Genomic DNA, 23,727 nt, shown 5'->3' with positions numbered 1-23,727 from the left:
GGATCACCGACGCATCGGTCTGGATGCGTCGGTGATCCCGCAGGCATCTAGCCAGGAATAATCATGCTAGCGGCTAGCTGAATTCGAATGGATCCCATTGCGCATTTCTTAGGTCGAACCCATTGCGACCCAAGGCATCACGTATTATGCCTTGGGTGGAAGCACGTGGTTGATAGTGGCCTGAGAAGTTGTCGAATCGATTGATCACTCCACCCGGTCCCACGTCGAACGTACCAGCGGCTAGTACACCCTTACCCCGCGAGAGGCTGGTGTGACCAGCGCCCGGCGCGGTCTCCCAGATACTCTCGTGGAAAGTCCGAACTGACTTATCTGGCATAACCACGAAATGATGGTTTCCCTCCGCCAGATTCGCACCGTTCCTCGTCCATGAACTCATGGGAATCCAGTCTTGAGGACTATCATCCGCGCCATTTCGACCAGGATGCAGGAGACCGTCGCCGCAGTTGTGTACGAGGACCGGCGTGTTGCCGGCGATCACATAGTACGTGTGGATGTCGTCGATCGTGAGGTTGTAGGCGGCTGCCCAGGTCTTGGTTGTGTCCAGCAGGCCGACGACCGGCACGCTTCCTCTTGTGGCGGTCAGGAGCAGGTCGCCTGGGTCGAGGTGTTGGGCGTCTTGCCACTGCTGGTCGGTGTGGTTCCAGAAGGGGTGGTCTTTGGTGGTTGTGATCTTCGTGCCGTTGGCCAGCTTGAGGTATACGAGTTGATCCCCGTGTACCCAGATGTGGGTTGCTTCGCGCCGGCCGTGCTCCCCTGTCTCGGGATCGGTTGCGTAGACCAGGTCACCGACCTTGACATCTTTGATGGGTTTAGGGCTACCGTCGGCCATGAGGACCTGGGTGTCTCCCGCGAAGCTGCGAAGACAACCTCCTTTTACACGGCCGCCGAGGCCACGGAGGCCACGGAGAGCAAGCACATCACCGATAACATCGTGCCAGCCATGGGCCTCAGCCTCTCCTCCATCGTAGCCCAAACCGTCAATCTGCCCAACCCACTCAGCATACTGGAGCGCCCAATGCGAGCACCATTCAGGGTACTCCCTACATATACTCTGGCCTATGAAGGCGTTCTTGACTCCCGCTTCCACTCCTGCGCTTTGATTGGAGTAGTTATTGACGGCGTCCTCTAGGCTTTCGCGGTCGGGCGCCGCGATTTCATGGCCTCCGATTTCAATCGCCGGCCTCTTTTGGGGCGGCGGCTTCGGCGCGGCTGGCTTCTTTTTTACGACGCCCCATTTGTTGTTTTTGGGATTCTTGGCGAGTTTGGTCCCTTTGCCACCGCCGATGCTCCAGTAGTGGTCTTCCTCGTAGCGGCCGCCGCTGGTTGCGAGGGGTCTGCGTCCATCGGGGTCGCTGAGGGTGGTGGGGTTGTTGTTGGCGTAGCTGTAGCCGTGCATCTGTTGGGGGTCGGTCAGGTCCATGACCGGGTCGATGCTGATGAAGCGGCCGAGGCTGGGGTCGTATTCGCGGGCGCCGAGGTGGATGAGTCCGGTCGGATCCACGTCGCCGCCGACGAAGCCCTTCGGGTTGGCCCACGGGCTCTGCGTGCCCCGGGGCGTGCCGTAGGGCGTCTGCCGGCGGACGGTGACCCGCTGGCCGTTCTCTGCGACGGCGGTGTGCTGGGTGCCCTGGTGGTCGGTGTATAGCCAGGTCAGTCCGCTGGGTGTCCGCGATGCGGCGAGCCTGCCGGCGAAGCTGTAGTAGCGGGTTGCGGTCGTGGCGGTGCCTTCGCGCCGGATTTCCTGTCCGGGCAGGTATAGCGTGGTGCCGGTGGCGTCGCGGCGGATCAGTCGGTTTCCGTCTGCGTCGTAGATGTTGCTGCCGGCTGTCGGTGCGTCTCCGGAGATGGTGGCCAGTCGCCCTTCGGCGTCCCAGGAGAGGTGCTGGGAGTTCGTCCCGGGTGGGCAGGTGTTGGTGGTGCTGGCGACGGGTCGGCAGACGGTGTTTCCGGTTGCGTCGTAGCCGTATCGGGTGAGCACCGGGGACTTGCCGGGTGCGGTGGTGTTGACCTGGGTCACCGCGTGCGGTCGGGGTACGCCTGCGCCGCTGGCCGATACGGTGTAGCTGCGGACGGTGTCGCCTGCGGCGGTGTGCGAGGTTTCCTTGGTGCGGTTGCCTATCGCGTCGAGTTGCCAGTCCAGCCAGTAGGGGGCCGGCCCGCCGAGGTTGGTGATGCTGGGGTCGGTCTTGCAGTCGATTCCGGTCTTCGGGGTCCACGCGCTGGTGAGCCGGCCCAGCGGGTCCTGCCGGAAGCACTGGTTGTCGGTGCTGCCGACCGCCGGGGTGTCGGTGATCGCCGTGATGTTGCCGCTTTCGTCGTAGTCGTAGTTCCGGTCAGAAACAGGGCCAGCGGCGTTCTCCGGCCGGACCGTGGTCCGGGTGATCCGGCGAGTGGACTCGTCATAGTCGACGTTGCTCTGCACGTAGCTTCCGCCGGCGATCTTCGCGGTGGTACGGGTCGGTTCGCCGAACGGTGTGTACTCCTGGCCGGTGATGTAGCTGGCCAGGTTGACGGCGTTGGTGTCCAGCCCGACCGGTAGCCCGGTCGTCCCGTCGTATCCGGTGGTCACCGTCTCGGCCGGCAGCCCACCGCCGGCCGGGTAGCGCAGGCTGGTCGGCGAGCCGTCGTACGCCGAGTAGCCGTAGGTGTAGACGTGGGTTCCGGACAGCCCGGCGCCCTCGGCCTCCGGGATGATGTGGTTGGTCGAGGTGGGCTGGTAGCGGTCGGTGAACTCGCTGACCTGCCATTTGTAGACGTTGGCCGATCCGGGCGGATCGTAGCGGTGGGTTTCGGTCAACTGGCCGCGCACCAGCCCACCGGTGTAGAGGTGGTCGTGCTTCCACGCTGCCCGCAGCGGTCCAGTGGCCGAGTCGTCGCGGAGTTCGGTGGGCCGGCCCAGTGCGTCGTATCCGCGCCACAGCACCTCGCCGCGGGCGTCTCTGGCGGTGACCAGGTCGTCGAAGTCGTTGTAGGTGCTGGTTGTGGTGCCCTTGTCCGGGTCGGCGGCCTCGATCTGTCGGCCCCGGATGTCGTACCGGTAGCGCCATTCGTTGCCGGCCGGGTCGGTGACCCGGGTGAGCTGGTCCTTGAGGGTGTAGCTGTACCGGGTCGTCTGGTAGGCCCCGTCGACCCCGGCGGCGGTGGTGTGCTGGCGTAGCTCGACGGTGTTGCCGCGCACGTCGGTAACGGTGCTGGTGGCGGTGCCGCCTTCCGGCGGGGTGGTCTTGGTCAGGTCCCCTTCCGGGACGGTGGTGGTGCGCCATTTCTCGACCAGGTTGCTCACCCCGTCACCGGCGAGGAAGATGGTCGCCCTGGTGCGGTCCGCGTTGTCGTACACCGTCTTGCTGACCGCCGGGACCGACCACTCCGGCACCCAGTAGAGCCGGCCGGACGCGGTGCCCGGCTCGTGGTGCGGTGCGTAGCCGGCGACGGCCCGGCCGAGCTTGTCGTGCAGGGTGTCGGAGACCACCCGGCCGCCGCCGCTGACCGCCGCCGTCTGGGTCTGCCGGGGCCGCAGCAGCGAGTCCAGGATCTGGTACGTCGTCCGGTAGCCGCCGCCGGCGTGCAGCGTCTTCGACGTCACGTACGGGTAGGCGTCCCGGCCCGCGGCGAAGGTGTAGGTGAATTCGGCCGAGGGGCTGCTCGGATGCTCGGTCCTGGTCCAGCCGGTGTCCCAGGCCCGCCACACCCGGCCGAGCGCGTCGTAGGCGATGTCGGTGACCTGGTTGTTCGGGTCGGTGGTCCGGACGGCCGTCCCCCAGTACGGGTTGACCTCCGTGGTGGTGATCCAGTTGAACGGCGCGTTCGTGGTGGCGGTCGTTTTCGTCACCGGTCCGCCGCTGGCCGGGGTGTAGGTGGTGGTGACGGTGTTGCCCCGGATGTCGGTGCTGGTCTTCTGCCGGCCGAAGGCGTCGACGGTGGCCTGGCCGGTCGTCTGCCACACCGTGCCGCCGCCCGCGCTCCAGTCCTTGAGCTTTTCGACCCGGGTCACCGCTCCGTAGACCGGTGCGGTGTCGGGGCTGGCGGCGCCGTCGTAGTAGTTCCGCTCGTCGGAGATGACGTGGTCGGGGCCGGTCGGCGCGGTGTCGCAGGGCAGTGCGGTGGTGGTGACCCGTTTGACCGGTTCGACCAGGTGCTTGGCGGTGTTGCGGTTGTAGGAGTATGTGGCGCATTTCTCGTCGCCGGAGCGGCCGGTGTCGCCGTCGTCCCGGGTCCACTCCACCGTGCCGTACGTGTTGTCGAAGGCGGACTCCGTGCGGGTGGTCCGCCAGCCGCGGGCGCCGTCGATGCCGAGGGCGGTGGCGGCGTAGCTGATCCGGGTGTCGACGAACCGGGCGGTGACGGTCGACCCGTTGATGGTCCGGGTGGCGGTGGCCGGTGAGCGCCAGGGCACGTTGACGGTCCTGGACACCGGTTTGGTGTCCACACCGTTGTAGACGGTCTGTTCCCGGACCATGCCGGCGAACTGGTCCTCGTCGTAGACCGTCTCGGTGCCGATCGACGCCGGGACCGTCACGGTGCGGCTGCCGCCGCCGGGGCCGGGCCGGTCTCCGTGCATGCCTCGCAGGTATGTCGTCACGGTCAGGGTCTGGGCACCGGGCACGTCCCCGCGCCGGGTCTCGACCTCGGCGTAGCCGCGGAACTGGTCCCACGTCCGCCGGCTCGGCTTGGTCAGCCCGTCGTCGTCGGCGTAACGCCACGCCGGGGCACCGACGTACCGGTAGGAGGTGAACGTGGGTGGCGCCTGGTGACCGGTGGAGTCGGTCGGCAGGTCGGATTCGGAAACCCCGGTGAGTACGTACTTGTGCCACCAGTCGGGTTTGTCTTTGCCGTCGACGACGACCGGATAGCACAGCCTGGTGTTGGTGTGCGGGTCGGCGGGCACGTTCCCCGCCGAGCAGTCCCGCTGGCTGTAGGTGAGGTCGATCTTCGCGCCGGCCTCGGTGATGATGTAGTCGAGGCGCTGCCAGTTGTTGGTGGTGTTGGTCGTGGTGAGCACCCGGTTGGCCATCGACACCGGGTGGAATGTCACCGGTGGCACGGTCACGGTGCCGCCGACGTGGCCGGTGTGCACGATCCGGTCCAGCCAGAGCCCGGCGTGGTCGCTGCCGTCGCCCGGCGGTGGGAAGGAGTGGGTGAGGGTCCAGGAGTCGACGTCCTGCCAGGCCGCTGTCGGTTTGGTGGTGTCCCAGACCCGGGTGGTGATCTTCGCCAGGCGTTTGGTGGCCCAGAACGTCGGGGCGTACTTGCCGGGGCAGGAGGAGCCAGTGCATTCCTGGTCCCAGGGCGTGTCCGGCCAGTTCGTCGCGTTGTGGGTGCCGCAGGAGGAGGTGACGCAGCGGTTCGCCGGGGTGAAGACGACCTGGGCGGTCGGCTTGACCCAGCGGTCGGAGGCGCCCCGGTCCCAGGTGCCGTAGTCGATCCGGGTCAGGGTGCCGCCCCGGACGTAGGAGACGGCATCGCCGTCGGTGCCGTTGCGGGCGTACTTGTTCGACTCCTGTTCGTACCAGTAGGAGATGGTGTTGCCGCGTACGTCGATGACGTGGTCCAGGTTCCACCGCCATACCTGGGTGCAGAACGAGCCGGTGAAGGCCGTGGCGTGGCACGGTTCGCCGGAGTGGTTGCCGGCCACCGGCACCGTCCATGCCGAGTTCGTCGTGGCGGAGTGTCCGGTGAGGTTGTGCCGGCCGAAGAAGTACTGCGTGCCGTCGGTGGTGGTGATCTTCCAGTACTCGCCATCGTCGTCGCCGTTCCCGCCGCCGGTCAGCTTCTCGATCTTCGACCCGTCCTCGGTACGGGTGTGCCAGCCCTTGCCCTGTTCGTAGACCAGTTCGCTGCCGCTGCCGTTCAGGTTCATCGTCGCGTTGTCCGACCGCCAGCACTGGTCCTCGGTTTTGGTGGAGTTGTTCGCCCCGCCGGACATGTCCTCGGCGCAGGGCACGTAACGGCGTTCGATGTATCCCGGCCAGTAGTCGAAGCCCTCGCCCAGCCAGGACGGCTGGTTGTTTGTCACCTCCGACCGGCCGTCCACGCTGGAGCTGGAGTAGCCGATGGAGAATCCCGGTGTGGGTCCGGCGATGCCGGGTGGCATCCGGATCGGGTAGGACCAGGAGAAGTCGCCGCTGGAGCCGCCGGTCGACCAGGTCGCCGACGGCGACAGGGATGTCGCGGTGAAGTCCCCGCCGCTTCCGGACGGCCCGGCCGCCAGAGCCAGCAGCGCGCCGCTACCGGCGGCTGTCGCCGCCCCGGCCCGCTCGGCGTCCGTCACCGGTCCGCCGACGGGATCGAGGGTGACCTCTGCGGAGACCCGACCGGAGCCGGGGTCGTTGACCGACGGCAGCGGCCGGGCCGCGCATCCCGGCTCGGCCAGGGCACCGGCACTCAGCGCGCACTCCGGCAACTCCCACAGCCGGAGCCGGGACGCCCACTCCGCCCCGTACGCCCAGCGGAAACCGGAGTAGTCGACCGAGACGCCGGTCGTACCGGGGTCCGGAGCGGCAAGCCGCACCACCAGCCCGGCAGACCAGGCCGCCGGCACCGCCTTCCGGTCCAGCAACCGCACCTCCAGCCGGGACGACCGGTTGGCGGCCGGCCCGTCGAGCGGTTCGAGGTAGACCGGCAACGAGCCGGCTCGGGCCGCTCCGGCACCGCGTCGCCGCTCGACGTCGCCCAGCGACACCTGCGCCACGCCCGGAGCCGGCCAGGCCGGCTCGGGTGCCGGAACGTGTGGCCGGGCCGGCACGCGCCATGCCCGGGTCCGCACCTCCCGGCCGTCTGCGTCGAGGCGCCCGGTCTGGCCGGAGCCGAGACCGGCAGCGCCGGCCGGCCCCGGCGCGGCCGTGGCCGCACCCGGTACCGCCAGTGACGATGCGACGATCGCCATCGCCGCCAGGGCGGCCAGCATCCGTGGTGCCGGTCGGTGGTAGTCGGATCGCCGCGGTTTCGGGGTGATCTGGCTAGAACGGCTGGGCACGAGAGCCTCCGGAGACTCGTGACGATGGGAAAGGGAAGAAGACGAGAGGAGAGGAGAATTGGACGTGCGTTTCGCGTGTCGGGCCGGTGCCGGCGGACGTGGAGGAGGGCTCCGCCGGCACCGGCGGCTAGGCCTGCGGGTCGACCACGGACTGCTGTTCGTGGAGTGCCTTGACCTGCGCGTCGGTCATCGCGCCCTGATAGGCGTGCACCTGGTCGATGCCGCCGTGCCAGTGGTCGGTGGCGGTGTCGTGCCAGAGCGTCCGGCCGAGTTGCAGGGGTCCGGTCGACGCCATCGGCCGCCACGGCAGTCCGGTCGTCCCGGCGAGTTCGCCGTTGACGTAGAGCCGGATCTGGCTCCGGCCCGCGTCGTACACCCCGACCAGGTGGGTCCAGACACCGACCTCGCCGGCGATCGGCGAGACGGTACGCTGCGCCGCCGTGGCGTTGTCGGCGTCGGTGACGTGGAACGACCAGTTCCCGCTGTTCGGGGCGTACTTGATCCAGAACGCCGACTCGTGGAGCCCGCGTTGCGAGACGATGGTCCGGTTGTCCGACACGTCGCTGACGTAGGCCCAGGCCGAAATCGTGAACGAGTCGTCGGTACGCAGGACCGGCCGATCGGCCCACTGCGTCAATGGCTCCGGCCCCGAGGTGTCCACACCGGTCTTGACGGCGGTACGTCCCCACTCCACAGCCGGCCGCAACGGGTCGGGGAACTCCTCGGCGAAGTAGTGGCCGTCGAGCTGGAGCCCGAGCCCACTGCCGTAGCCGGCCCCGACCTCGGCACCCCGGGACAGCGCCACCCACCGGTCGAAGCCGGTGCCGTCGGGCACCTCGCAGGTGTTCTCCAGGTCCTGCTGGTAGCAGGGCCGCGCGCCCTCCATGTCCCAGCCACCGACCTGGATTGGGGCGAGGATCCCCACCTCGTCGAACCCGCCCGACTCGGGATCGTCGGCGAGCTGCCCGGCGAAGTCGTGCCCGACCAGCGCCCGGTCGAAGACCTGAACGTCGGCGATCCCTCCGATGAACCGGGCGGTCGCGGAGCCGCTGGTGACGGTACGGCCGACGTTGACCGGACCGGTCGCGCCCCACACCGCACTGTGCGGCGCGCTACCGGCCAACACCCCATTGACATAGAGGCTGACCTGTTTCGCCGTCGCGTCGTAGACGCCGGCGAGGTGGGTCCACTGGCCGATCGTCGGCGCGCTGCCGTTGACGCCGGCGCCGGCGGTGCTGGTGCCGTCCGCGTCGTACATGATGAAGCGCCAGGCGCGGTAGGTGTCCGAATAGAAGAGCAGGAAGCGGGACCGGGTGGCGCCCAACTGCGCGACGATCGCCTGATCCTTGCCCGTCGCCTGCAGGCGGGCCCAGGCCGCCACCGAGAAGCTGCGGGTGGTGTCCAGCACCGGCCCGGAGGTCGCGAGGTGGGCCGTGCTGCCGTCGAAGCTGGCGGTGCTGCCGCCGACCAGCCGCAGGTCCGGCGACCACGACACGTTCGAGGGAGTCAGCGGGGTGTTGCCGCCCAGCGCCGCCTGCTTGTCCTCGACCGCCTGCGACGCCGTCTGGCCCGGATAGGTCTCCAGGCTCCAGCGCGCCACCGCCGGGGACGGTCGGGCGGCGACGATCTCCGCCGATCCGATGTTGCCGAGGTTGCCCACCGCGTCGATCGCCCGTACCCACAGAATGTTCTGGCCGTAACGGGGCAGGGTCAGCGTCACCTGCGCGGTCCTGGTGCCCGTACCCGTCGCGGCGATCTCCGTGGCCGGTGGGCTGGACCAGCCGTACCGGAACCTGACCACGTCGCTGGCGGTAGTGGAGAAGGTGAAGGTGATCGGCTTGCCCGGGGCCGGGATCGCGGTTGAGCTGATCGTCGGCGCCAGCGGCACCGTGGTGTCCGGCCAGAACCTGCACCAGTCCGACCAGACACTGCTCTGCTGGTAGGGAGCCGGATCCCGGGTCCGGACCCGGAACGCGTACGCCCGGCCCGACACCGCGCCCGAGACCGCCGCCGTCACCCCCCGCCCCCCGGCGGTGGCCGGCGCGGCGGGCGGCGCGGTCCGGCGAGCCGGAGAGGTGTCGGTCACCGCTCCCATGCCCGCGGCCGGAACCTCGATCCACTCGTACGTGCCGGTCAGAGTCTGTCCCGAGTCCGCGTCCGGATACACCGCCGAGAAGGTCGGGCGCAACGTGCCGATGCCGACACCGGCCGCCGGGCAGGCCACCCCGGCGATCTGCAACCCGTTCGGCTTGCCCGGCTTCGAGTCGTACTCCACCACGAGCTTGGCTTTGGTCGGCGAGAACTTCTTCCACCGATACTTGCTCGACTCGTCCGTGCCGTCGGAGTCCCGGGCGCTGAACCCGACCGCGATCGTGCTCCAGTTGCCGGCCGCCGCGGTACGTACCCGCTCCAGCACCCCGCCGCCGATGAAGTTCACGGTGGCGTCGGGCTGCGAACCGCCGGAGCAGTTGCTGCCCTTGTAGGCGTTCGCGCTGCGCCGGTCCAGCCACGTCCCCAGCCTGGTCGACGACCAGGACGCCTTCGGCGCCTTGTTGATCAGGCTGCTCGCGTAGAGGTTCACCGGGGTGGCGTCGCACGAGTACGAATGCACCAGCTCCATCTGCACCCGTGCCTCGTGGATGTACTTGCCCTTCAACGACACTCCACGGCTCGTCGTGGGGAATTCGAAGAACGACCGGAACAGGTCACCGTCACACGGCCCCTCCGGGGACAGTCCCACCCGGGCGACCGTGTGATCAGTGTTGGTACAGCCGGTGTTCGTGGCGTACGCCCACTTGTTCCTGGCCACATCCCAGTTCGGGTCGACGTACACCGGATAGGTGGTGCCGGCCCCGGTGAGCAGATCCGCGTCCGGGGTCAGCAGCAGGTCCCCGCCGGGATCGACAGTCACCGCCACCGCAGCGCTGCGCGCGCCGTCCCCCGCCGCCACCGCCGAGGACGCGGTCGACGGCAGCTCGGCGCCGACCGACCGGCCGGAGAGCCCGGCGACGCCCGAGCCGGTCGAGTCCCACATGGCCGCCGGGGCGGCGTCGGCGACCACCTCGGCCCCGACACTCGCCCGCACCGAACCGTCCGGCAGCTTCTCCACCCGAGCGTCACCACCGACCCCGAACCGCACCGTACGCAACGCCGGACTGGCCGCCGCCTGCGCGCTTCGCACCACCAGCACGTGGGCGAAGCCGGTCCGGGTCGCCCGGACCACCAGGTCGACATCACTGCCCAGCACCCCCGGGTAGGTGACGGAGTCCTCCGACACCGTAGGAGTCGGCAGCCTCGTCGGCCAGGAGAGCGAGAAGATCCGCCCGCTGCGTCGCAGGGTCACCAGCGGCCCCGTCCCGCCGCCAGAGAACGCCACGTCGGCCAGCGACGCCCCGGGACGCCACAGCCCGTCCGCACCAGGCACCAGGTTCAGGTCGATCGGCACCCAGGAGCCATCGGCCAACCGAGTACGCTGCGGTACCACCGCGGACTCGAAGACCAGCCGGCCGTCCGGCTCGGCGAACACCGCCGTGTAGTGGGTGCGTGCCGAGGTCACCTCCACCCGGACGGCACAGGCGACCGCGACCCTCGCCGCCGACTCCTCGTCGAACGCCTCGGACGCGCACCGCGGCCCAGGGACCACAGGCCGCGGCTGCGCGCCCGAGGCCGAGGGCACCGCCATCGCCGCCGCGACAATAACCAGCGACAGCAGACACGCGAACCCACGCCTGACCGGTACCCGGACCCGCGCCCCCCGCGACGTGCCGGCCCTGTCCCGTCGCAGCCCTCGCAGTGAACCAACCACTCCGAACCCCCCGTTCACGGATCGCACATTCCTCGCTGGTCGCTGTCGCGACACGGCGGCCGCCCAAGCCGGCGTCGGCACCGGCGGTGCCGACAACAGCAGCATCGGCGGCACGGTGGCGGATGTCGTTGGGTATGCGCGTCAAGCTATTGACGATTCGTGCCACGGGTCTCGCCGCTGCGGGCGGCCGCCGGTGGCATGGCCACCGGCACCGTCGGTGAGGTGGGACGCAGGCGACGGTAGGCCTGCGGAGACAGGCCGTGGGCTGCGGTGAAGGCCCGGCTGAAGTGCGCGTTGTCGGGGAATCCCCATCGCGCGGCGATCGCCCCGATGGAGTGCGTGGCCAACGCCGGGTCGGTCAGGTCGCGCCGGCAGCGGTCCATCCGGCGGTGACGCACCCACTCCGCGACGCTGAGACCGTTGGCCTGGAACAGCCGGTGCAGGGTGCGCAGCGAGATGTGGTGGGCGGCGGCGATCGCCGTTGGTGTCAGTGCCGGGTCGGGGAGGTGGCGGTCGATGAATGCGTGGATCTGGGCGTAGGTCGTTTCCTGCCGCGTTTCGGGCGGGAGTGTGGTGTCGATGTCGAGGTGATGGGCGAGCATGGCCGACACGAGGTCGAGGGTGGCCGTACCCAGCCGGGGCAGGTCTGTCGGACGACAGTCACCGGCGTGGCGGGGCAGCTGCAGGAGATGGTGGTACAGCAACGCGCCGATGCCGGCCTGTCCCGACATCACGGTGGCGCGCAACTGCTTCACCTTGTTCGCGGGGATTGGCAGCAGGGCGCGGGGAACCTGCACGCTGATGGCCGTGCTGCCGTCCCGGTCCGTCCCACCGTCGCCGTAGTAGACGATGCGGTGCGGGGTCGAGATGTCGTAGATGCTGAAGTCCGTCTTCCCGAAGACGCGGGTGCGGCGGTCCTGTTCGGTCGCGCACCGGCCGCGGACGATCAGGTTGAGCTTGTAGACCTCCGGATCGGACTGCCTGATCATCTTCGCCGTGCGATGGACCTCCAGTGACGGAAACCGGTATGTCGCCAGTTGGACGGCACCGAGATCGACGATGCGGATGGAGGCGTCGAAGTCGGCGGAGTGCGTGCTGAGGATCTTCATCGGCGCGACCGACCTGGCGATCAACTCCTGGAAGTAGTCGAGTCGCTGGCCTGGCGGATGATCCCTCGCCGTCATGTGGACGGTCCGCATCGTCGCCCCCCGTCGGATGATTGGCACATTTCCTTTGTCGCACCGGACCGACGGCCGTCACCCGGCCGAGATCACAGGGTCTGGTCAGGCCCCGCTGGCGCGCCCGCTCTACGAGGTGCTGGGCTCCGGCGCGGAGCAGCAGTTGGCGATGGTGCGGCTGCGGGCGGTGTACTACCTGCACTCGCTCGGCGACCCGCGGCCGGGTTCCGGAGGCGCTCGGCTCGATCAGTCGTACGGGCGGAAACCGGAGTAACCTGACTGGTTCGATTTCGGCCGACCGGGGCGGAGCCGGCGGCGGGTTCCAGGTCGTCGGTGACGACACCGGTCCGCCCCTGGGCATGCTGGTCACCGCCGCGATCTGCCGCACGCCGGTGAGCGTCGTAGGGATGTGCGCCGACCTGTTGAGGCGGCGTGCCGTCGTTGCTGTCGGACACCTCGTCGCTGATCGGCGGGGGCGGCCCGTACTCCGGTGTCGGCGTGGTCTTGTGGTGGTGCCGATAGGCTCGCGGGCTCATGCCGTAGGTCGTACTGAAGACTCGGCTGAAGTGCGCGGCGTCTACGAATCCCCAGCGGGCGGCGATGGCCTGAATGGAATGCGCTCGAAAAGCCAGATCAGCGAGGTCGCGTCGGCAGCGGTCGAGCCGGCGCTGACGGATCCATTCGGCGACGGTGGTGCCCTGCGTCTGGAACAGGCGGTGCAAGGTACGCAGGGAGATGTGGTGGGCGGCGGCGACCGCCGGCGGGGTCAGCGCCGGATCGGAGAGATGGCGCTCGATGAAGGCGTGGATGCGGGTGTAGGTGACCTGCTGCCGGGTCTCGAGCGGGAGAGCGGTCGCCCCAAGGTTGAGGTGGTGGACGAGCATGGCCGCCGCGAGGTCAAGGGTGATCGTGCCGACCCGGGCGACGTCGGCCGAGCGCAACTCGCCCGCGTGCCTCGGCAGCTCGCACAGGTGATGTGCCAGCAGGCCGCCGATACCGGCACGGCCCGACATCACGCCCACCCCGTTGAGCCGCCTAGCCTTGTTCGCGGGTATCGGTAGTAGGGCGTGGGGGATCTGGACGGTGATGGCCGTGCTGCCGGGGTCGGCGTCGCCGCGATCTTCGACGTAGCGAATCGTGTGCGGGCTTGACATGTCGAAGAAGCTGAACTGACGTTGGCGGACGACGCAGGTCTGACGGTCCTGATCGACCGAGCCCTGACCACGCAGTGTCAGGTTGAGACTGTAGATGTCCGGATCGGACCGCCTGATCATCCTCGCCGTGCGACAGGATTCCAGCGACGGGAACCGAAAGATCGACAGCCCAACGGCACCGAGGTCGAGCATCCGGATGGTGGCGTCGAAGTCCGACCGATGCTCGCTGCGGATCTCCGTCGGGACAATGGAGGTGCCTACCACCTCGCGAAAGAACTCGAGCCGCTCGCCCGGCGGGTAGTCCCGGGTATTCACCAACGTCTGTCTGACCTGCATTGTTGCCTCCGCGAAGTGATCACCCAGTTCGACGCTTGGAAGATCAGGACTTGGATTAGTCGATCAATGGCCTGTCGTGCCGCTACGGGCACACCGCGTGCGACCGTTCGCTCCACGACAAGAGTGGCAGCCGCCCGCCACTCGCGGGTGTTCAGCGTAAGAGCGCCGGGTACACCCAACGGGCCGCGTTCACCTGATAAGCGCCGCTTCCTCTCTGCAGTGTCATATCGAGTGCGGCAGGCCCCGGAGTATGGCACCCCATGTACGAGCGAGCCATCGCGGCGTGGAGTGAATACATCCTCGTGGAATGGCGACACCTCGACCAGTTCCTCCAGGCTCGTACCGAAGCCAGCGGGCGATGCGAGCATCCGGGCCGGACGCTCGCACCGCCGTCGCCGCTGTTGGGGAATACGCCGTCGCGGCGCTCACCCGTGGGCTGCGGCCCGCCTCCGTCCGGAGGTCCGGGCCACTACCGAGGCCACGCGCAGTGGATGTGCGTGGCATGGTCGGCGTCCGCCCGGCCCCAGCACCTCCGTCGCCTCGTACGCTCGGCAGGCGTCCTTGAACGCCTGGTTGAACGGGTTGCTCGTGTTCACCCGGGCGCCGTTGATGGTGTCGACGTCGAAGGCATTCCCGAGGTAGCGCCGGGACGTCGCGCCGTGCCTGCCTCCGGCGATCGCGGTCACCCGGAAGTTGAATCCGTTCTGATGCAGGCTGAGGATGCCGCGCAACATGTCGAGGTCGAGGTTCACGCTGGTCCGGCCTACGTGGCTGAAGTCGCTGGTCTGGGCGGGCAGCCCGGCCGCGGTGTCCGACGATGTTCTGACGGTGCGGGTGCCGAAAAGCTCATCCACGCTGGTCAGGCGGCATGCTCGTATTCAGGTAGAAGTCCGCCGAGTCGGTGAGCGGTTCGGGAAGGGGGCGCATCGGTCGGGCGTTGGTGATGCCGCGGTGTGGCCGATGTTGATTGTGGTGGTGTTCGTACTCGCGGAGTGCGTGTATCAGGTGGGCGTGGTTCCAGATCAGTGTCCGGTCGAGCAGTTCGTGGCGGCAGGCTTGGATCCAGCGTTCCATGATCGAGTTCATGCGTGGCATCCGTACCCCGCTGCGCACGACCGTGATTCCGGCGTCGGCGAGGATGGCGTCGAACAGGGCGGGGTACTTGCCGTCTCGATCCCGGATCAGGTATCTCACCTGGCATCCGGTGTCTTCGAGGTCCATCATGAGGTTCCGGGCGGTCTGGGTGACCCAGCCTGCGGTCGGGTGGGCGGTGGCGCCGAGGATGCGGACTCGGCGGGTGGCGTGTTCGATGACGGCCAGGATGTAGAGGCGGGCGCCGGTTAGGGTGGTGGTTTCGAAGAAGTCGGCGGCGATGATGGCCTGCGCCTGGGAGCGAAGGAATGTTGCCCAGGTGGTGGCGGTGCGTTGGGGTGCCGGGTCGATCCCGGCCTGCTGGAGGATCTCCCAGACGGTGGAAGCGGCGGTCTTTACACCCAGGACGAGCAGTTCGCCGTGGATGCGGCGGTAGCCCCAGGTGGTGTTCTCGTGGGCCAGGCGCAGCACCAGCCGGCGGATTGATCGTACGGTTCGTGGCTGTCCGGCCTGCGCTGTCCGGCCTGCCGGGGTCGGGAGATTCTGGCATGCCGGTGGGCGATCAGGTCACGGTGCCAGCGCAACACAGTCTCCGGGCGAACCAGCAGCCGCAGGTTGCGCAAGACGTCGCGGGGTAGCCGGTGGAGAAGAGCGGCCAGCCACGCTCGGTCGGCCCCTGTGAACCGGGCCTTCTCGCCGTGCAGCTGCCGCTGCAGGACGGTGAGCTGGTCGCGCAGCGCGAGGATTTCGGCGTCCTTGTCCCGGTCGTTCATCGGCAGTAGCCGCAGGAGCGCGAGGGTGTTGGTCACGCCGAGGTAGGCCAGTCGAAACAGCACAACAGGCCATCCTCGCGCGCCGTTTAACGTCGACCACCCGCCGCGCCCGGGCCGGGCGGGATCAAGGCTGCAGGCGAGCTCTGATCTCAGTGGTCAAGAAGGTCGTGACCAGGACGGACGAGGTTTTCGGCACCCGCAAGGGCTTCGCGCACGGCTGTTTCAAGATCGATGATCTATAGGGTGAGCGGCCGGTAGTGACGTTCAGCATCAAGGGCACGGCGGCAGCGTGTCGCATGTGGAGTAAGGCGAAGCCCCGGTATGACAAGGGGTCCTACCACAGTCCCCGGAGCTTCGCGTGCCTCAGTCTGTCATGTCCGCCCCGCGCGGGGACGACACCCAGTTGCTCGACCGGATCTATGGGCTGAGGGCACCACGGTGCGCAGATGAGCCCAGGCATCACCCAGATCGAACCCGGCCCACCGGTGTTGGCCGACCGGTCCGGGGTGAGCTGATCCACCAGCTCAGCCCTTCCTGCGCTTGGCATAGACCAGCTGGTGTTCCCAGCCCCGATTGGATATCAACCTGACTCCGTCTGTGTGCCACCACATGAGGACGCAGAGCAGGAACGCGGCAATCCCGAGACCGGCCGGTATGAAGGACAGCTCGACCCACAGCGGCGTGACGTAGGGCCTGTTGTCCGGAGGCGGACGGTCGAACTGGACAAACACGAAGATGGCGGCGGCGGTGAGGAGGATGCTGGGCACCGCCGCGGTCAGCCATACCCTGCGCGCCCATCTCGTACCTGCGGCATTGCGGACCCGAACGCGCAAGCGCGTACCGCATTCGCCGCAGCTCAGCTCTGACACGCTGGTGCCATGAGCCGGCCTGCGGGCCGGAATGGGAAAGGTAACGTAGGTGTGAATCGTCTTGTTGCCCAGACGCTCCACGCGTACCTGATGACCCAGCCGCTTGCTCGGGTAATCGCCGACTGCGCCGCGCATCTCACCTCCGCCGTGCAGAGGTACGAGCATACTGCGAGTGCTGGTTTCACGGCGTCTGTGATCTGGTCATGGCTGCTTCAAGATCATAGTGTGAGGCCGAGGATGGTGAATGGCCTGTTCATGTAGCGGTTTGCCCATCGGGTGGCTTCGGTGATGTCGCGGCGGCCGGCCAGGCGCAACGCGCCGATGGCGAGGTTACGTAGGGACGCAAGGATTCTGGGGCCGGATCGGGTGTATGCCCGGCTGGCGTCTTCGCGGTAGCAGGTGTCGCGTAGCCAGTGCAGGGACTCCACGCCCCAGTGGTCTTTGACGTAGCCGGTCAGCTGGGTGGGGCTGGCCTGGTCGGGGCAGGTTGGTGGCCGAGCGCGGCAGCCGCCGATGGGGATCGCCCGGCGGTGTCGGTGACGTAGCGTTCGATCAGGTACACCTGCTGCACGTGGGAAATGGCAGCGTGTCGGGGGGGCGGGCAAGACCCGGATGGTGCGGCGGGTGATCCGTCCGTGGCCGATGTCGGTGTGCTGGTGGGCGATTGGAGTGTCCGCCCAGGGCAGCGTGTCGCAGGCGGCGTACAGCGCGGCGCGGTTTTGCTTCACCGGGAGCAGGAAGAACCCGCCGCGGCGGTGGACGTAGTCGGCGGTGGCCTTGACCGTGTGTAATGCGTCCGCGGTAAACACGGTGTTGGCCAGCTCCACACGGTGGAGTACGTCGACGGCTTTGGCACTTGTTGGTTTTGGCGCCCACCTCGGTCTGGGCCGCGACCACCGTGGTCTGCCCCGGTCGGCCGACCAAGGCGGCCAGCAGGTGTAGCTGGTTGCCCCGGGCATCGACAGCGCCGCGGGCGGTCTTGCCGTCCAGCCGGACCTGCGGCAGTGGCACCGGCCCGTCGTCACCGCCGGCGGCGTCGGTGGCCTCCGTCACCGCGGACAGGCCCCGGGTCAGCCACGCGCCGACCGCAGCGTCGAACGTCTCCGAGTCAGCGCCGGTGACCACCCGCCAGACCCTCGACGAGTTGCGCGAACTCCTGGACGAGCACCTCTGGGTCGAGTCTGACGACCCGATCCGCCTCGATGAGCGAGGGTTACGGGTGCGTACCAACGACGACGAGGTAGATCTGGCCTACTTCTTCCTCGAGGACGAGGCGGTCGACGCCCACCCCGACCGGCTCGCGTACCTCGTGAACGGCACCTGGCCGCTGCCGTCCGGTGCCGCCGCGTCCGGCGCGACCTTCACCCCTGACCTGGTGCTCCGCGTTGTCGGCCCGCCTGGCCCTGGTTCGGACTCCGTCTACGCGGTCCGCATTAGCTGGCAGCACACCGCAGACAACGGCACGAACCTGGACCAGCGGGGGAGTGACCGTCTTTCCCGGCGTCACTCTGCCTGAACTCGCCGACCACATACGCGGTATCGACGACCCCGTGTCCCGAGAACGCTTCGACGCCGACCTGCTGCGCTCTCTAGTTGGACCCGGCGACCACAGCATCGGCCCCGCCATGGACCGTTACGTCGCCCTCGAACCCTACGACCTGTCAATCTTCGGGGAGTGGACCGCACCCAGGCACGAGCAGATCCTGCAATGGAAGCTGCCGGAGCCACCGCCGGCGGCCCGCGTCGCGGTGGACGAGCATCTCGCCCAAGCCGCCCGCTACATCGACGACTTCTTCGGCTACGAGCAACTGTTCCTCTTCGACACGCGCTGGGCGGCCGCGCACCCCGACCTGGCGCTGTCCCTGCTCCGATACGCCACTCACTGGGACCCGTTTGAGCTGTGACGGGTTTCCCCCGCGTTCCATTGCGTCACGGGATCCTGACCGCCCGCGTAGGTTTACCCCGCAGACTTCGACTGAACTTGCCGCATCCGCCCTTCTGCATGATCGGACGCTGCGCGCCAGCCCCACGCCGCCACGCTCTGCGACCCGTGCGCAGCCGGCCGCCGCCCACTCTGCGGCTACTTGTTCATTGAAGTACGACCGCAGCCCGGCCAGGCTTGGTCGAGGTGACCGGTGGGATCGCTCGCTCGCGGCTGTCCACCGCCAGGTTGGGACTGTGCCAGGAACGGCTCTGTCTCACATTCGGTGGTGACGAAGCGTGACTGGGGTCGTTGATCTCACGTGCGAGAGGCCAATGATGTTGTGGCGATGGTGTTCTCAGGGTTGTCGCCGCTGGTGATCGAGGATGTGGTGGACCAGGGCGAGTGGATCCTGGTAAGGGCTCGGACTCCAGCGCGGATGGTGTCCTGCGTCGGCTGCGGCGCCGAGACGGGTCGGGTGCACGGCTATCACCAGCGGACCCTCGCTGACGTGCCGGTCGACGCCCGCCGGGTGGCTATCCGGGTACGGGTGCGTCGTCTGGTCTGCCCGACCAGAGGCTGCCGCCAGACCTTCCGCGAGCAGCTGCCCGGAGTCCTTGAACGCTATCAGCGACGCACGCCCCGGCTCGGCGTGCAGGTTGGTGCGGTAGTGCGGGAACTGGCCGGCCGGTGGGAGCCGATTCAGCTAAAGAGTTTGACTCACGTGCTCGCAGCGACAGTCCAGGGCACCTGCCCACAGCTCCGCGTCCGATTCTTCAACGGGCTCGTAGCGCCAAACGGCGACGACGTCGATGACCGGCCGCCACACCCATTTTCCCCGCTCCAGGACGGCCGCGTCGGCCACGGGGATTCTCGAGGAAGCCGGTCTCGTCGACGATGAGGACGCCGTCGTTGTGGCCGAGATGCTCACGGACGTAGGCGAACAGGTCGTCACGGACCGCGTCGGGATCCCACAACGACCGGTTGAGCAGCCGTTGCATCCGGTCCGGCGTCGCGTCGCCGGCGGCCTCGGCAAGGGTCCAGCCGTTCTTCGCCGCCAACGGCGACAACAACCCGACCAGGTAGCTCAACGCCTGCTTGCGCGGCTGCGCACGCCCGAACCGGTGCGCGAACCGCGCCAGCAGATCATCCAGAGCCGCCCGCCAACCGACGATTTGATCGACCAACACAAGCGCGATAGCTTGCCCGGCTCGCCACCAGAGGCATCAGACACGAAGTGCGACCACCCGGCCAGCCCGGTGCATAACATCGATGCCGACAGTTGGCGCATCGCCACTGACACGGCACCGATCATGCCTTCGAACTGCGGAAATACCGATAGACGCAGGTACGGCTGGAGTATCTAGTCGACGCTGTGGCTGGGCTCGCCGGCACGCGTCCTGGCCGGCGGGGGTGCGGGCGAGCGGCACGGCCGCGTCCACCGGAGAACGTCGAGGAGCTGGACGAGCGCACCCGTGACCAGGACACCGATGCGAGCTGCACTTCGCCCCGAAGGCCGACGGGCTCGTGGTCGGTGACACCATCGGCTGCGTCCACGGACGCCTGCGGGTCGCGGACGCGATGGTCGCGTTCTACGGCTGCGACCGTGTGACGGTCCGACCGTAGGAGACCCGACCCGCCCGGGTCCCCGTGCCGGGGACCCGGGCAAGCGCGACCGCGCCGGTTGTCGCGAGCGGACGACCCGCCTACGGCCAGATCTAGATGCCGTTGTGGCCGCCGTTGCAGTCGAAGGTGCTCAGGGGAGCGTTGTTCGTGGCCGCGTTCTGCGTGGTGATGCACTTCCCGGTCATCTGGTTCTGGAGGTAGTCACCTTCGGTCGTCCAACTGACCACCGCGTGCCAGACGTCGTTGTTGATGCCGTCGTAGGTGCAGGTGGCGTTCACGATCGGGACGTTGTTGCCGAAGCCGGCGTTCTTCACCGCGAGGCACTTGTCGTTGTGCACGTTGCCGTCGTTGCTGTACGTGTGCTGCGGCTTGAGCCGGTACACGTTAGCGATCGACTCCCGTGCCAAGATGATCCGGTCGTTGTGCGGCGCCGCGGATGTGTAAGGGGCCTGGATCATCGGCGCGGTGTTCCCGGTCGACGCGTTCAGCACCGCCATCGCCTTGACCAGACCCACGTCCATGGTGTGCTGATTGTAGAACGGTCCGATGTAGTCGATCACCGGTGCGGCCGACGCGGGCTGGGCGAGCCCGACCACACTCGTGGCCGCCGCCAAGACGACCGCCGCCACCCAGCGCAGTGCTCTGGTGGTGCCCACGATGCACTCCTTCTTGCTAGAGGGGCACTTTCGGGCACCGTACGGCGGAGCGTCCCCAGCAACGCTTGATCGGCGCCGGCGGCGGCGGGCGACGCGCTGGCCGGCGCGTTCGCCCGCGAACGCCGGCCCGACCAGCCCGGCACCGGCAGCATCGCGGCGGGTTCGGGGTTGTGCCGGCGGTGGTCCTGAGGTCACGGCGAGGTAACTGTGGGATACGTGGCCGCCAATGATCGCTAGCATCAATGGCCAACCAGGCGGCCTCGTCTGGAGTTAGGTGGAGGTTGAGTGACCGTTCGGAGGAGGATGGTCCGGCCCGTCGCGGCGGCGGGGGCGCTGGCCATCATCGCGAGCCTCACCACGGGCCTACCCTCGGTGGCACAGGCCGCATCGACGTCCGATGGCGCGCTGATCACCCACGAGGAAAACCCACGGGTCCCCGAAGGGGCGGCGTGGACGGAGGCGTACTTCCCGTCGTCGGACGGCAGCGGCGTCGAGCTGCACGCCGACGTGCTGCGTCCGGCACACCTGCCGGCGCACGCGAAGACGCCGGTGATCCTGTCGGTGGGTCCGTACTTCGCGCACGCCGGGGAGACCTCTCCCGGCGGCTTCGACCAGGTCGGTCCGTCGGGGCGCTTCCAGGACCTGATCGACGGCGCGCGGCTCATGGAGCGTGGCTACACCTTCGTGATGGTCGACCTGCGCGGCTTCGGCGGCAGCACGGGCTGCCTGGACTTCCTCGGCCCGGGCGAGCAAGCCGACGTCAAGGCGGCCGTCGAGTGGGCCGCGCGCCAGCCGTGGTCGACGGGAAAGGTCGGCATGTACGGCAAGTCGTACGACGCCAACACCGGACTGGCGGCCAACGTCCTCAAGCTCAAGCCGCTGCGGGCGATCGTGGCCCAGCAACCGACCTGGGACAGGTACAACTACCTGTTCAGCAACGGAGTGCCGCGCTCCAACGCGACCAGCAGCCCGCGCGGCTACTACTCGATCGCGACGATGGCGCCGCTGCCCGACGACAGCGACCGCTACAAGGCCAACGCGGAGTGGGAGAAGAGCCACCCCGAGTGCGAAATCGCCAACAACACCGACACCCAGAACCGCGACCCGAACTCGGCGTACTGGCGTTCCCGTGACTTCGCCTCCCGCGCCGCCGGCACCCGCACGCCCTTGTTCGTCACGTCGGGCTTCATCGAGCCCAACACCAAGCCCGAGGACATGCAGCAGTACCTGGCCAACCACAAGGGCCCGGAGCGCGGCTGGCTCGGTCATTGGGAACACGTCCGCGGCAACGAGACCGACGACGAGGGCCGGCTCAAGATGGGCCGGATCGGCTGGTTCGACGAGGTGATGCGCTTCTACGACCTGCACCTGCGGGGCATCGCACCGTCGGTGAAGGACCCGGCGTTCGCCGTCGCGGACAGTCTCGGCAACTGGCGCGCCCAGTCGACGTGGCCGGTGACGCACGACTCGTACACGGCGCGGTTGTCGCCCGGTCGGTACGTCGACGACGGCGGCCAGGCGGCGCAGCGGACCGCCGAGCCGATGACCGCGGGCTGGGACATCGAGCACGCGCCGGAGGCCGGTTCGCGAGCGGGTGCGCTGGCCGCCGACGCCCCGGGCAACAGCTACTGGACCTTCTCCACGGCCGCAACGAAGCGGGTGCGGGTCACGGGCACCCCGGAGATCACCCTGAAGACGCAGGGGGCGGGCAACGTCTGGGTGCGGCTGTGGGACGTCGCCCCGGACGGCCGGGCGACGATGTTCAACGAGATGGTGGCAGCGCTGGACGGCGACGGGTCCACGCGGTTCCCGCTGAAGGCGAACGACTGGACCTTCGAGCGCGGGCACCGGCTCGGGGTCCAGATCGGCACCATCACCTCGCGAGGCTGGCGCCCGGCCCCCTCGGGCCAGACCGTCACGGTCACCGACGCCCGGCTCGGCCTGGCGGTCCAGGATCCGCGGTTCGACTCGCCCACCCAGGGCGACCGGTCGCCGTATCTGGACAGCTACCTGGCGGCGAACACCACGACGCTCGACACCGTCGGCGCCCCGACCTTCCCGCTGCGCGTCTCGAAGCACCACTGACCAACCCCCGGAGGCCGCACCGCGCATCTCGCCGGTGCGGCCTCCACCGTGTGCGGCTCCCGCGACTCTGCCGGTCGCGGCCGGTCGGGCCGCGGACTGGCGGGGCGCCGGCGCTGGCCAGGGCGTTGCCGGCACCATCCGATGCCGATCAAGTGGCGATGGGGTCGAGCCTCCGTATGGCGTCGGAAAAGTGCCAACAGGATCGCGAGGAGGTCGCCCAGCATGAAGTCGAACATCGAGAAGCCCGTGGCTATCGGCGGCGCCGCACTGGCCGCCACCGCGGCAGCCGTCGGGGGTCGGCCTCGCGGGTGAGAGCATGCCCGTCGAGGCCGCCACCAAGGCGGCGGCGTTCGCATCGGTACTGCCCTCCATCGACAAGATGGACCTTGCCGAGGTCATGGTCTCCGAGGACTCCGTACTCGCCGTCGCGGTCCAGGCCGCCAGGGACATGGGCCGGCTCGCGACTCTCCGCATCGTCGGCTTCCAGAACACCTGATTCCGGCGCGCGAGCGCGACGCTGGTGGGCCGTCGAAGCGAACGGCCCACCACCTCGCCGAGGAGGGCAGATGACGGTGTTGGCGGAGTGGCCCACCGGCTCGTGGATGGCCGCGGCTGGCAGCCGTACCCTTTCCAGCAGTTCATCCTCAAGGTGCACGGCTGGTGCAACCTCTCGTGCGACTACTGCTACGTCTACGAGATGGCGGACCGGTTGTGGCGGGACCGCCCGCGCGGCATGCCCGCGGCGACCGTCGAACAGACGGCCCGCCGCATCGGCGAGCACGTCGGCACGCACGACCTGCCCGCCGTGAACGTCGTCCTGCACGGCGGCGAGCCGCTGCTGGCCGGCCTCGACGGCATCGCGCACGCCGTGGACGCCGTCAGGCGCGCCGTTCCCACCGAGGTCGACCTGACGTTCCGGATGCAGACGAACGGCACACTGCTGACCGACAAGATGCTGGACCGGATGCGGGACCTCGAAGTCAGGGTGGGCATCAGCCTGGACGGCAACCGTCGGGGCAACGGGCACCGCCGGTGGATAGATTCTTCCTGTGAGACGAACAGATCGAAGATTCCCTTAATGCTGAGGATTCTTTCCCAGCCGACTCCCTCGCCTCGCCAAGCGGGCGCGTTAGAGGCGGCAGCATGCGGACACGAATCACCGACAATCTGAGCCTCAGCAACCTCGAACCTCCCCGACCTACTCTCCGATCTCGACGAGCGATAGCCGGAAGGGCCCG

General features: G+C 68.5%; 15 protein-coding genes and 2 pseudogenes. 6 read left to right on the top strand and 11 right to left on the bottom strand.

The window, feature by feature from the left end:
• Positions 1–73: 73 nt before the first annotated feature.
• From ACQEVC_RS43150 to ACQEVC_RS43110, 9 genes are all read right to left on the bottom strand, one after another.
• Positions 74–6,925 carry a polymorphic toxin-type HINT domain-containing protein gene (locus ACQEVC_RS43150; RefSeq protein WP_432892036.1) on the bottom strand — a complete coding sequence of 2,284 codons (6,852 nt, stop codon included), beginning with the start codon at positions 6,923–6,925 and terminating at the stop codon, positions 74–76.
• 196 nt (positions 6,926–7,121) lie between these two features.
• The gene (locus ACQEVC_RS43145) at positions 7,122–10,637 is read right to left on the bottom strand and encodes a LamG domain-containing protein (RefSeq protein WP_432889995.1); all 3,516 of its coding nucleotides are present in this window, start codon (positions 10,635–10,637) and stop codon (positions 7,122–7,124) included.
• Positions 10,638–10,945: 308 nt separating this feature from the next.
• Positions 10,946–11,983, bottom strand: a complete 1,038-nt coding sequence (locus ACQEVC_RS43140) for a helix-turn-helix domain-containing protein (RefSeq protein ID WP_432889993.1) — start codon at positions 11,981–11,983, stop codon at positions 10,946–10,948.
• Positions 11,984–12,069: 86 nt separating this feature from the next.
• Positions 12,070–13,467, bottom strand: a complete 1,398-nt coding sequence (locus ACQEVC_RS43135; protein WP_432889991.1) for a helix-turn-helix domain-containing protein — start codon at positions 13,465–13,467, stop codon at positions 12,070–12,072.
• A gap of 425 nt (positions 13,468–13,892) precedes the next feature.
• Positions 13,893–14,321: a hypothetical protein gene (locus ACQEVC_RS43130; protein ID WP_432889989.1), complete on the bottom strand. Its 429-nt coding sequence runs from the start codon at positions 14,319–14,321 to the stop codon at positions 13,893–13,895.
• Positions 14,314–15,030 (bottom strand): integrase core domain-containing protein, encoded by a 717-nt coding sequence (locus ACQEVC_RS43125; RefSeq protein ID WP_432889987.1) that lies wholly within the window; start codon positions 15,028–15,030, stop codon positions 14,314–14,316. The genes ACQEVC_RS43130 and ACQEVC_RS43125 overlap by 8 nt, the downstream gene beginning before the upstream one ends.
• Positions 14,955–15,395: a hypothetical protein gene (locus tag ACQEVC_RS43120; protein WP_432889985.1), complete on the bottom strand. Its 441-nt coding sequence runs from the start codon at positions 15,393–15,395 to the stop codon at positions 14,955–14,957. The genes ACQEVC_RS43125 and ACQEVC_RS43120 overlap by 76 nt, the downstream gene beginning before the upstream one ends.
• A 461-nt stretch (positions 15,396–15,856) precedes the next feature.
• Positions 15,857–16,336 carry a hypothetical protein gene (locus tag ACQEVC_RS43115; protein WP_432889983.1) on the bottom strand — a complete coding sequence of 160 codons (480 nt, stop codon included), beginning with the start codon at positions 16,334–16,336 and terminating at the stop codon, positions 15,857–15,859.
• An 83-nt stretch (positions 16,337–16,419) separates the two neighbouring features.
• Positions 16,420–17,160 carry an ISAs1 family transposase gene (locus ACQEVC_RS43110; protein ID WP_432889981.1) on the bottom strand — a complete coding sequence of 247 codons (741 nt, stop codon included), beginning with the start codon at positions 17,158–17,160 and terminating at the stop codon, positions 16,420–16,422.
• Positions 17,161–17,318: 158 nt separating this feature from the next.
• Here ACQEVC_RS43110 and ACQEVC_RS43105 point away from each other — a divergent pair, with 158 nt between their 5' ends.
• The 3 genes and pseudogenes from ACQEVC_RS43105 to ACQEVC_RS43095 form a co-directional block, all read left to right on the top strand.
• Positions 17,319–17,717 (top strand): hypothetical protein, encoded by a 399-nt coding sequence (locus tag ACQEVC_RS43105; RefSeq protein WP_432889979.1) that lies wholly within the window; start codon positions 17,319–17,321, stop codon positions 17,715–17,717.
• A 34-nt stretch (positions 17,718–17,751) separates the two neighbouring features.
• Complete coding sequence (locus ACQEVC_RS43100) at positions 17,752–18,105, top strand: hypothetical protein (RefSeq protein WP_432889977.1); 354 nt, start codon at positions 17,752–17,754, stop codon at positions 18,103–18,105.
• 366 nt (positions 18,106–18,471) lie between these two features.
• Positions 18,472–18,813, top strand: a pseudogene (locus ACQEVC_RS43095) (transposase family protein); the annotation flags it as partial.
• A gap of 181 nt (positions 18,814–18,994) precedes the next feature.
• Here ACQEVC_RS43095 and ACQEVC_RS43090 read toward each other — a convergent pair.
• Positions 18,995–19,312, bottom strand: a pseudogene (locus ACQEVC_RS43090) (transposase); the annotation flags it as partial.
• Positions 19,313–19,840: 528 nt separating this feature from the next.
• Complete coding sequence (locus tag ACQEVC_RS43085) at positions 19,841–20,404, bottom strand: RICIN domain-containing protein (RefSeq protein ID WP_432889975.1); 564 nt, start codon at positions 20,402–20,404, stop codon at positions 19,841–19,843.
• Positions 20,405–20,689: 285 nt separating this feature from the next.
• Between ACQEVC_RS43085 and ACQEVC_RS43080 the strand changes: the two genes are divergently transcribed.
• The 3 genes from ACQEVC_RS43080 (at position 20,690) to ACQEVC_RS43070 (ending at position 23,660) form a co-directional block, all read left to right on the top strand.
• Positions 20,690–22,489 (top strand): CocE/NonD family hydrolase, encoded by a 1,800-nt coding sequence (locus ACQEVC_RS43080; RefSeq protein WP_432889973.1) that lies wholly within the window; start codon positions 20,690–20,692, stop codon positions 22,487–22,489.
• A 316-nt stretch (positions 22,490–22,805) separates the two neighbouring features.
• Complete coding sequence (locus ACQEVC_RS43075; RefSeq protein WP_432889971.1) at positions 22,806–22,985, top strand: hypothetical protein; 180 nt, start codon at positions 22,806–22,808, stop codon at positions 22,983–22,985.
• Between the two features lie 87 nt (positions 22,986–23,072).
• Positions 23,073–23,660, top strand: a complete 588-nt coding sequence (locus tag ACQEVC_RS43070) for a radical SAM protein (protein ID WP_432889969.1) — start codon at positions 23,073–23,075, stop codon at positions 23,658–23,660.
• Positions 23,661–23,727 lie beyond the last annotated feature (67 nt).

The sequence above is a fragment of the Plantactinospora sp. CA-294935 genome, from assembly GCF_050936445.1.
Taxonomy (GTDB): domain Bacteria; phylum Actinomycetota; class Actinomycetes; order Mycobacteriales; family Micromonosporaceae; genus Plantactinospora.
The sequence above is the reverse complement of the archived record's forward strand: the minus strand, read 5'-3'. Positions and strand labels throughout refer to the sequence as shown.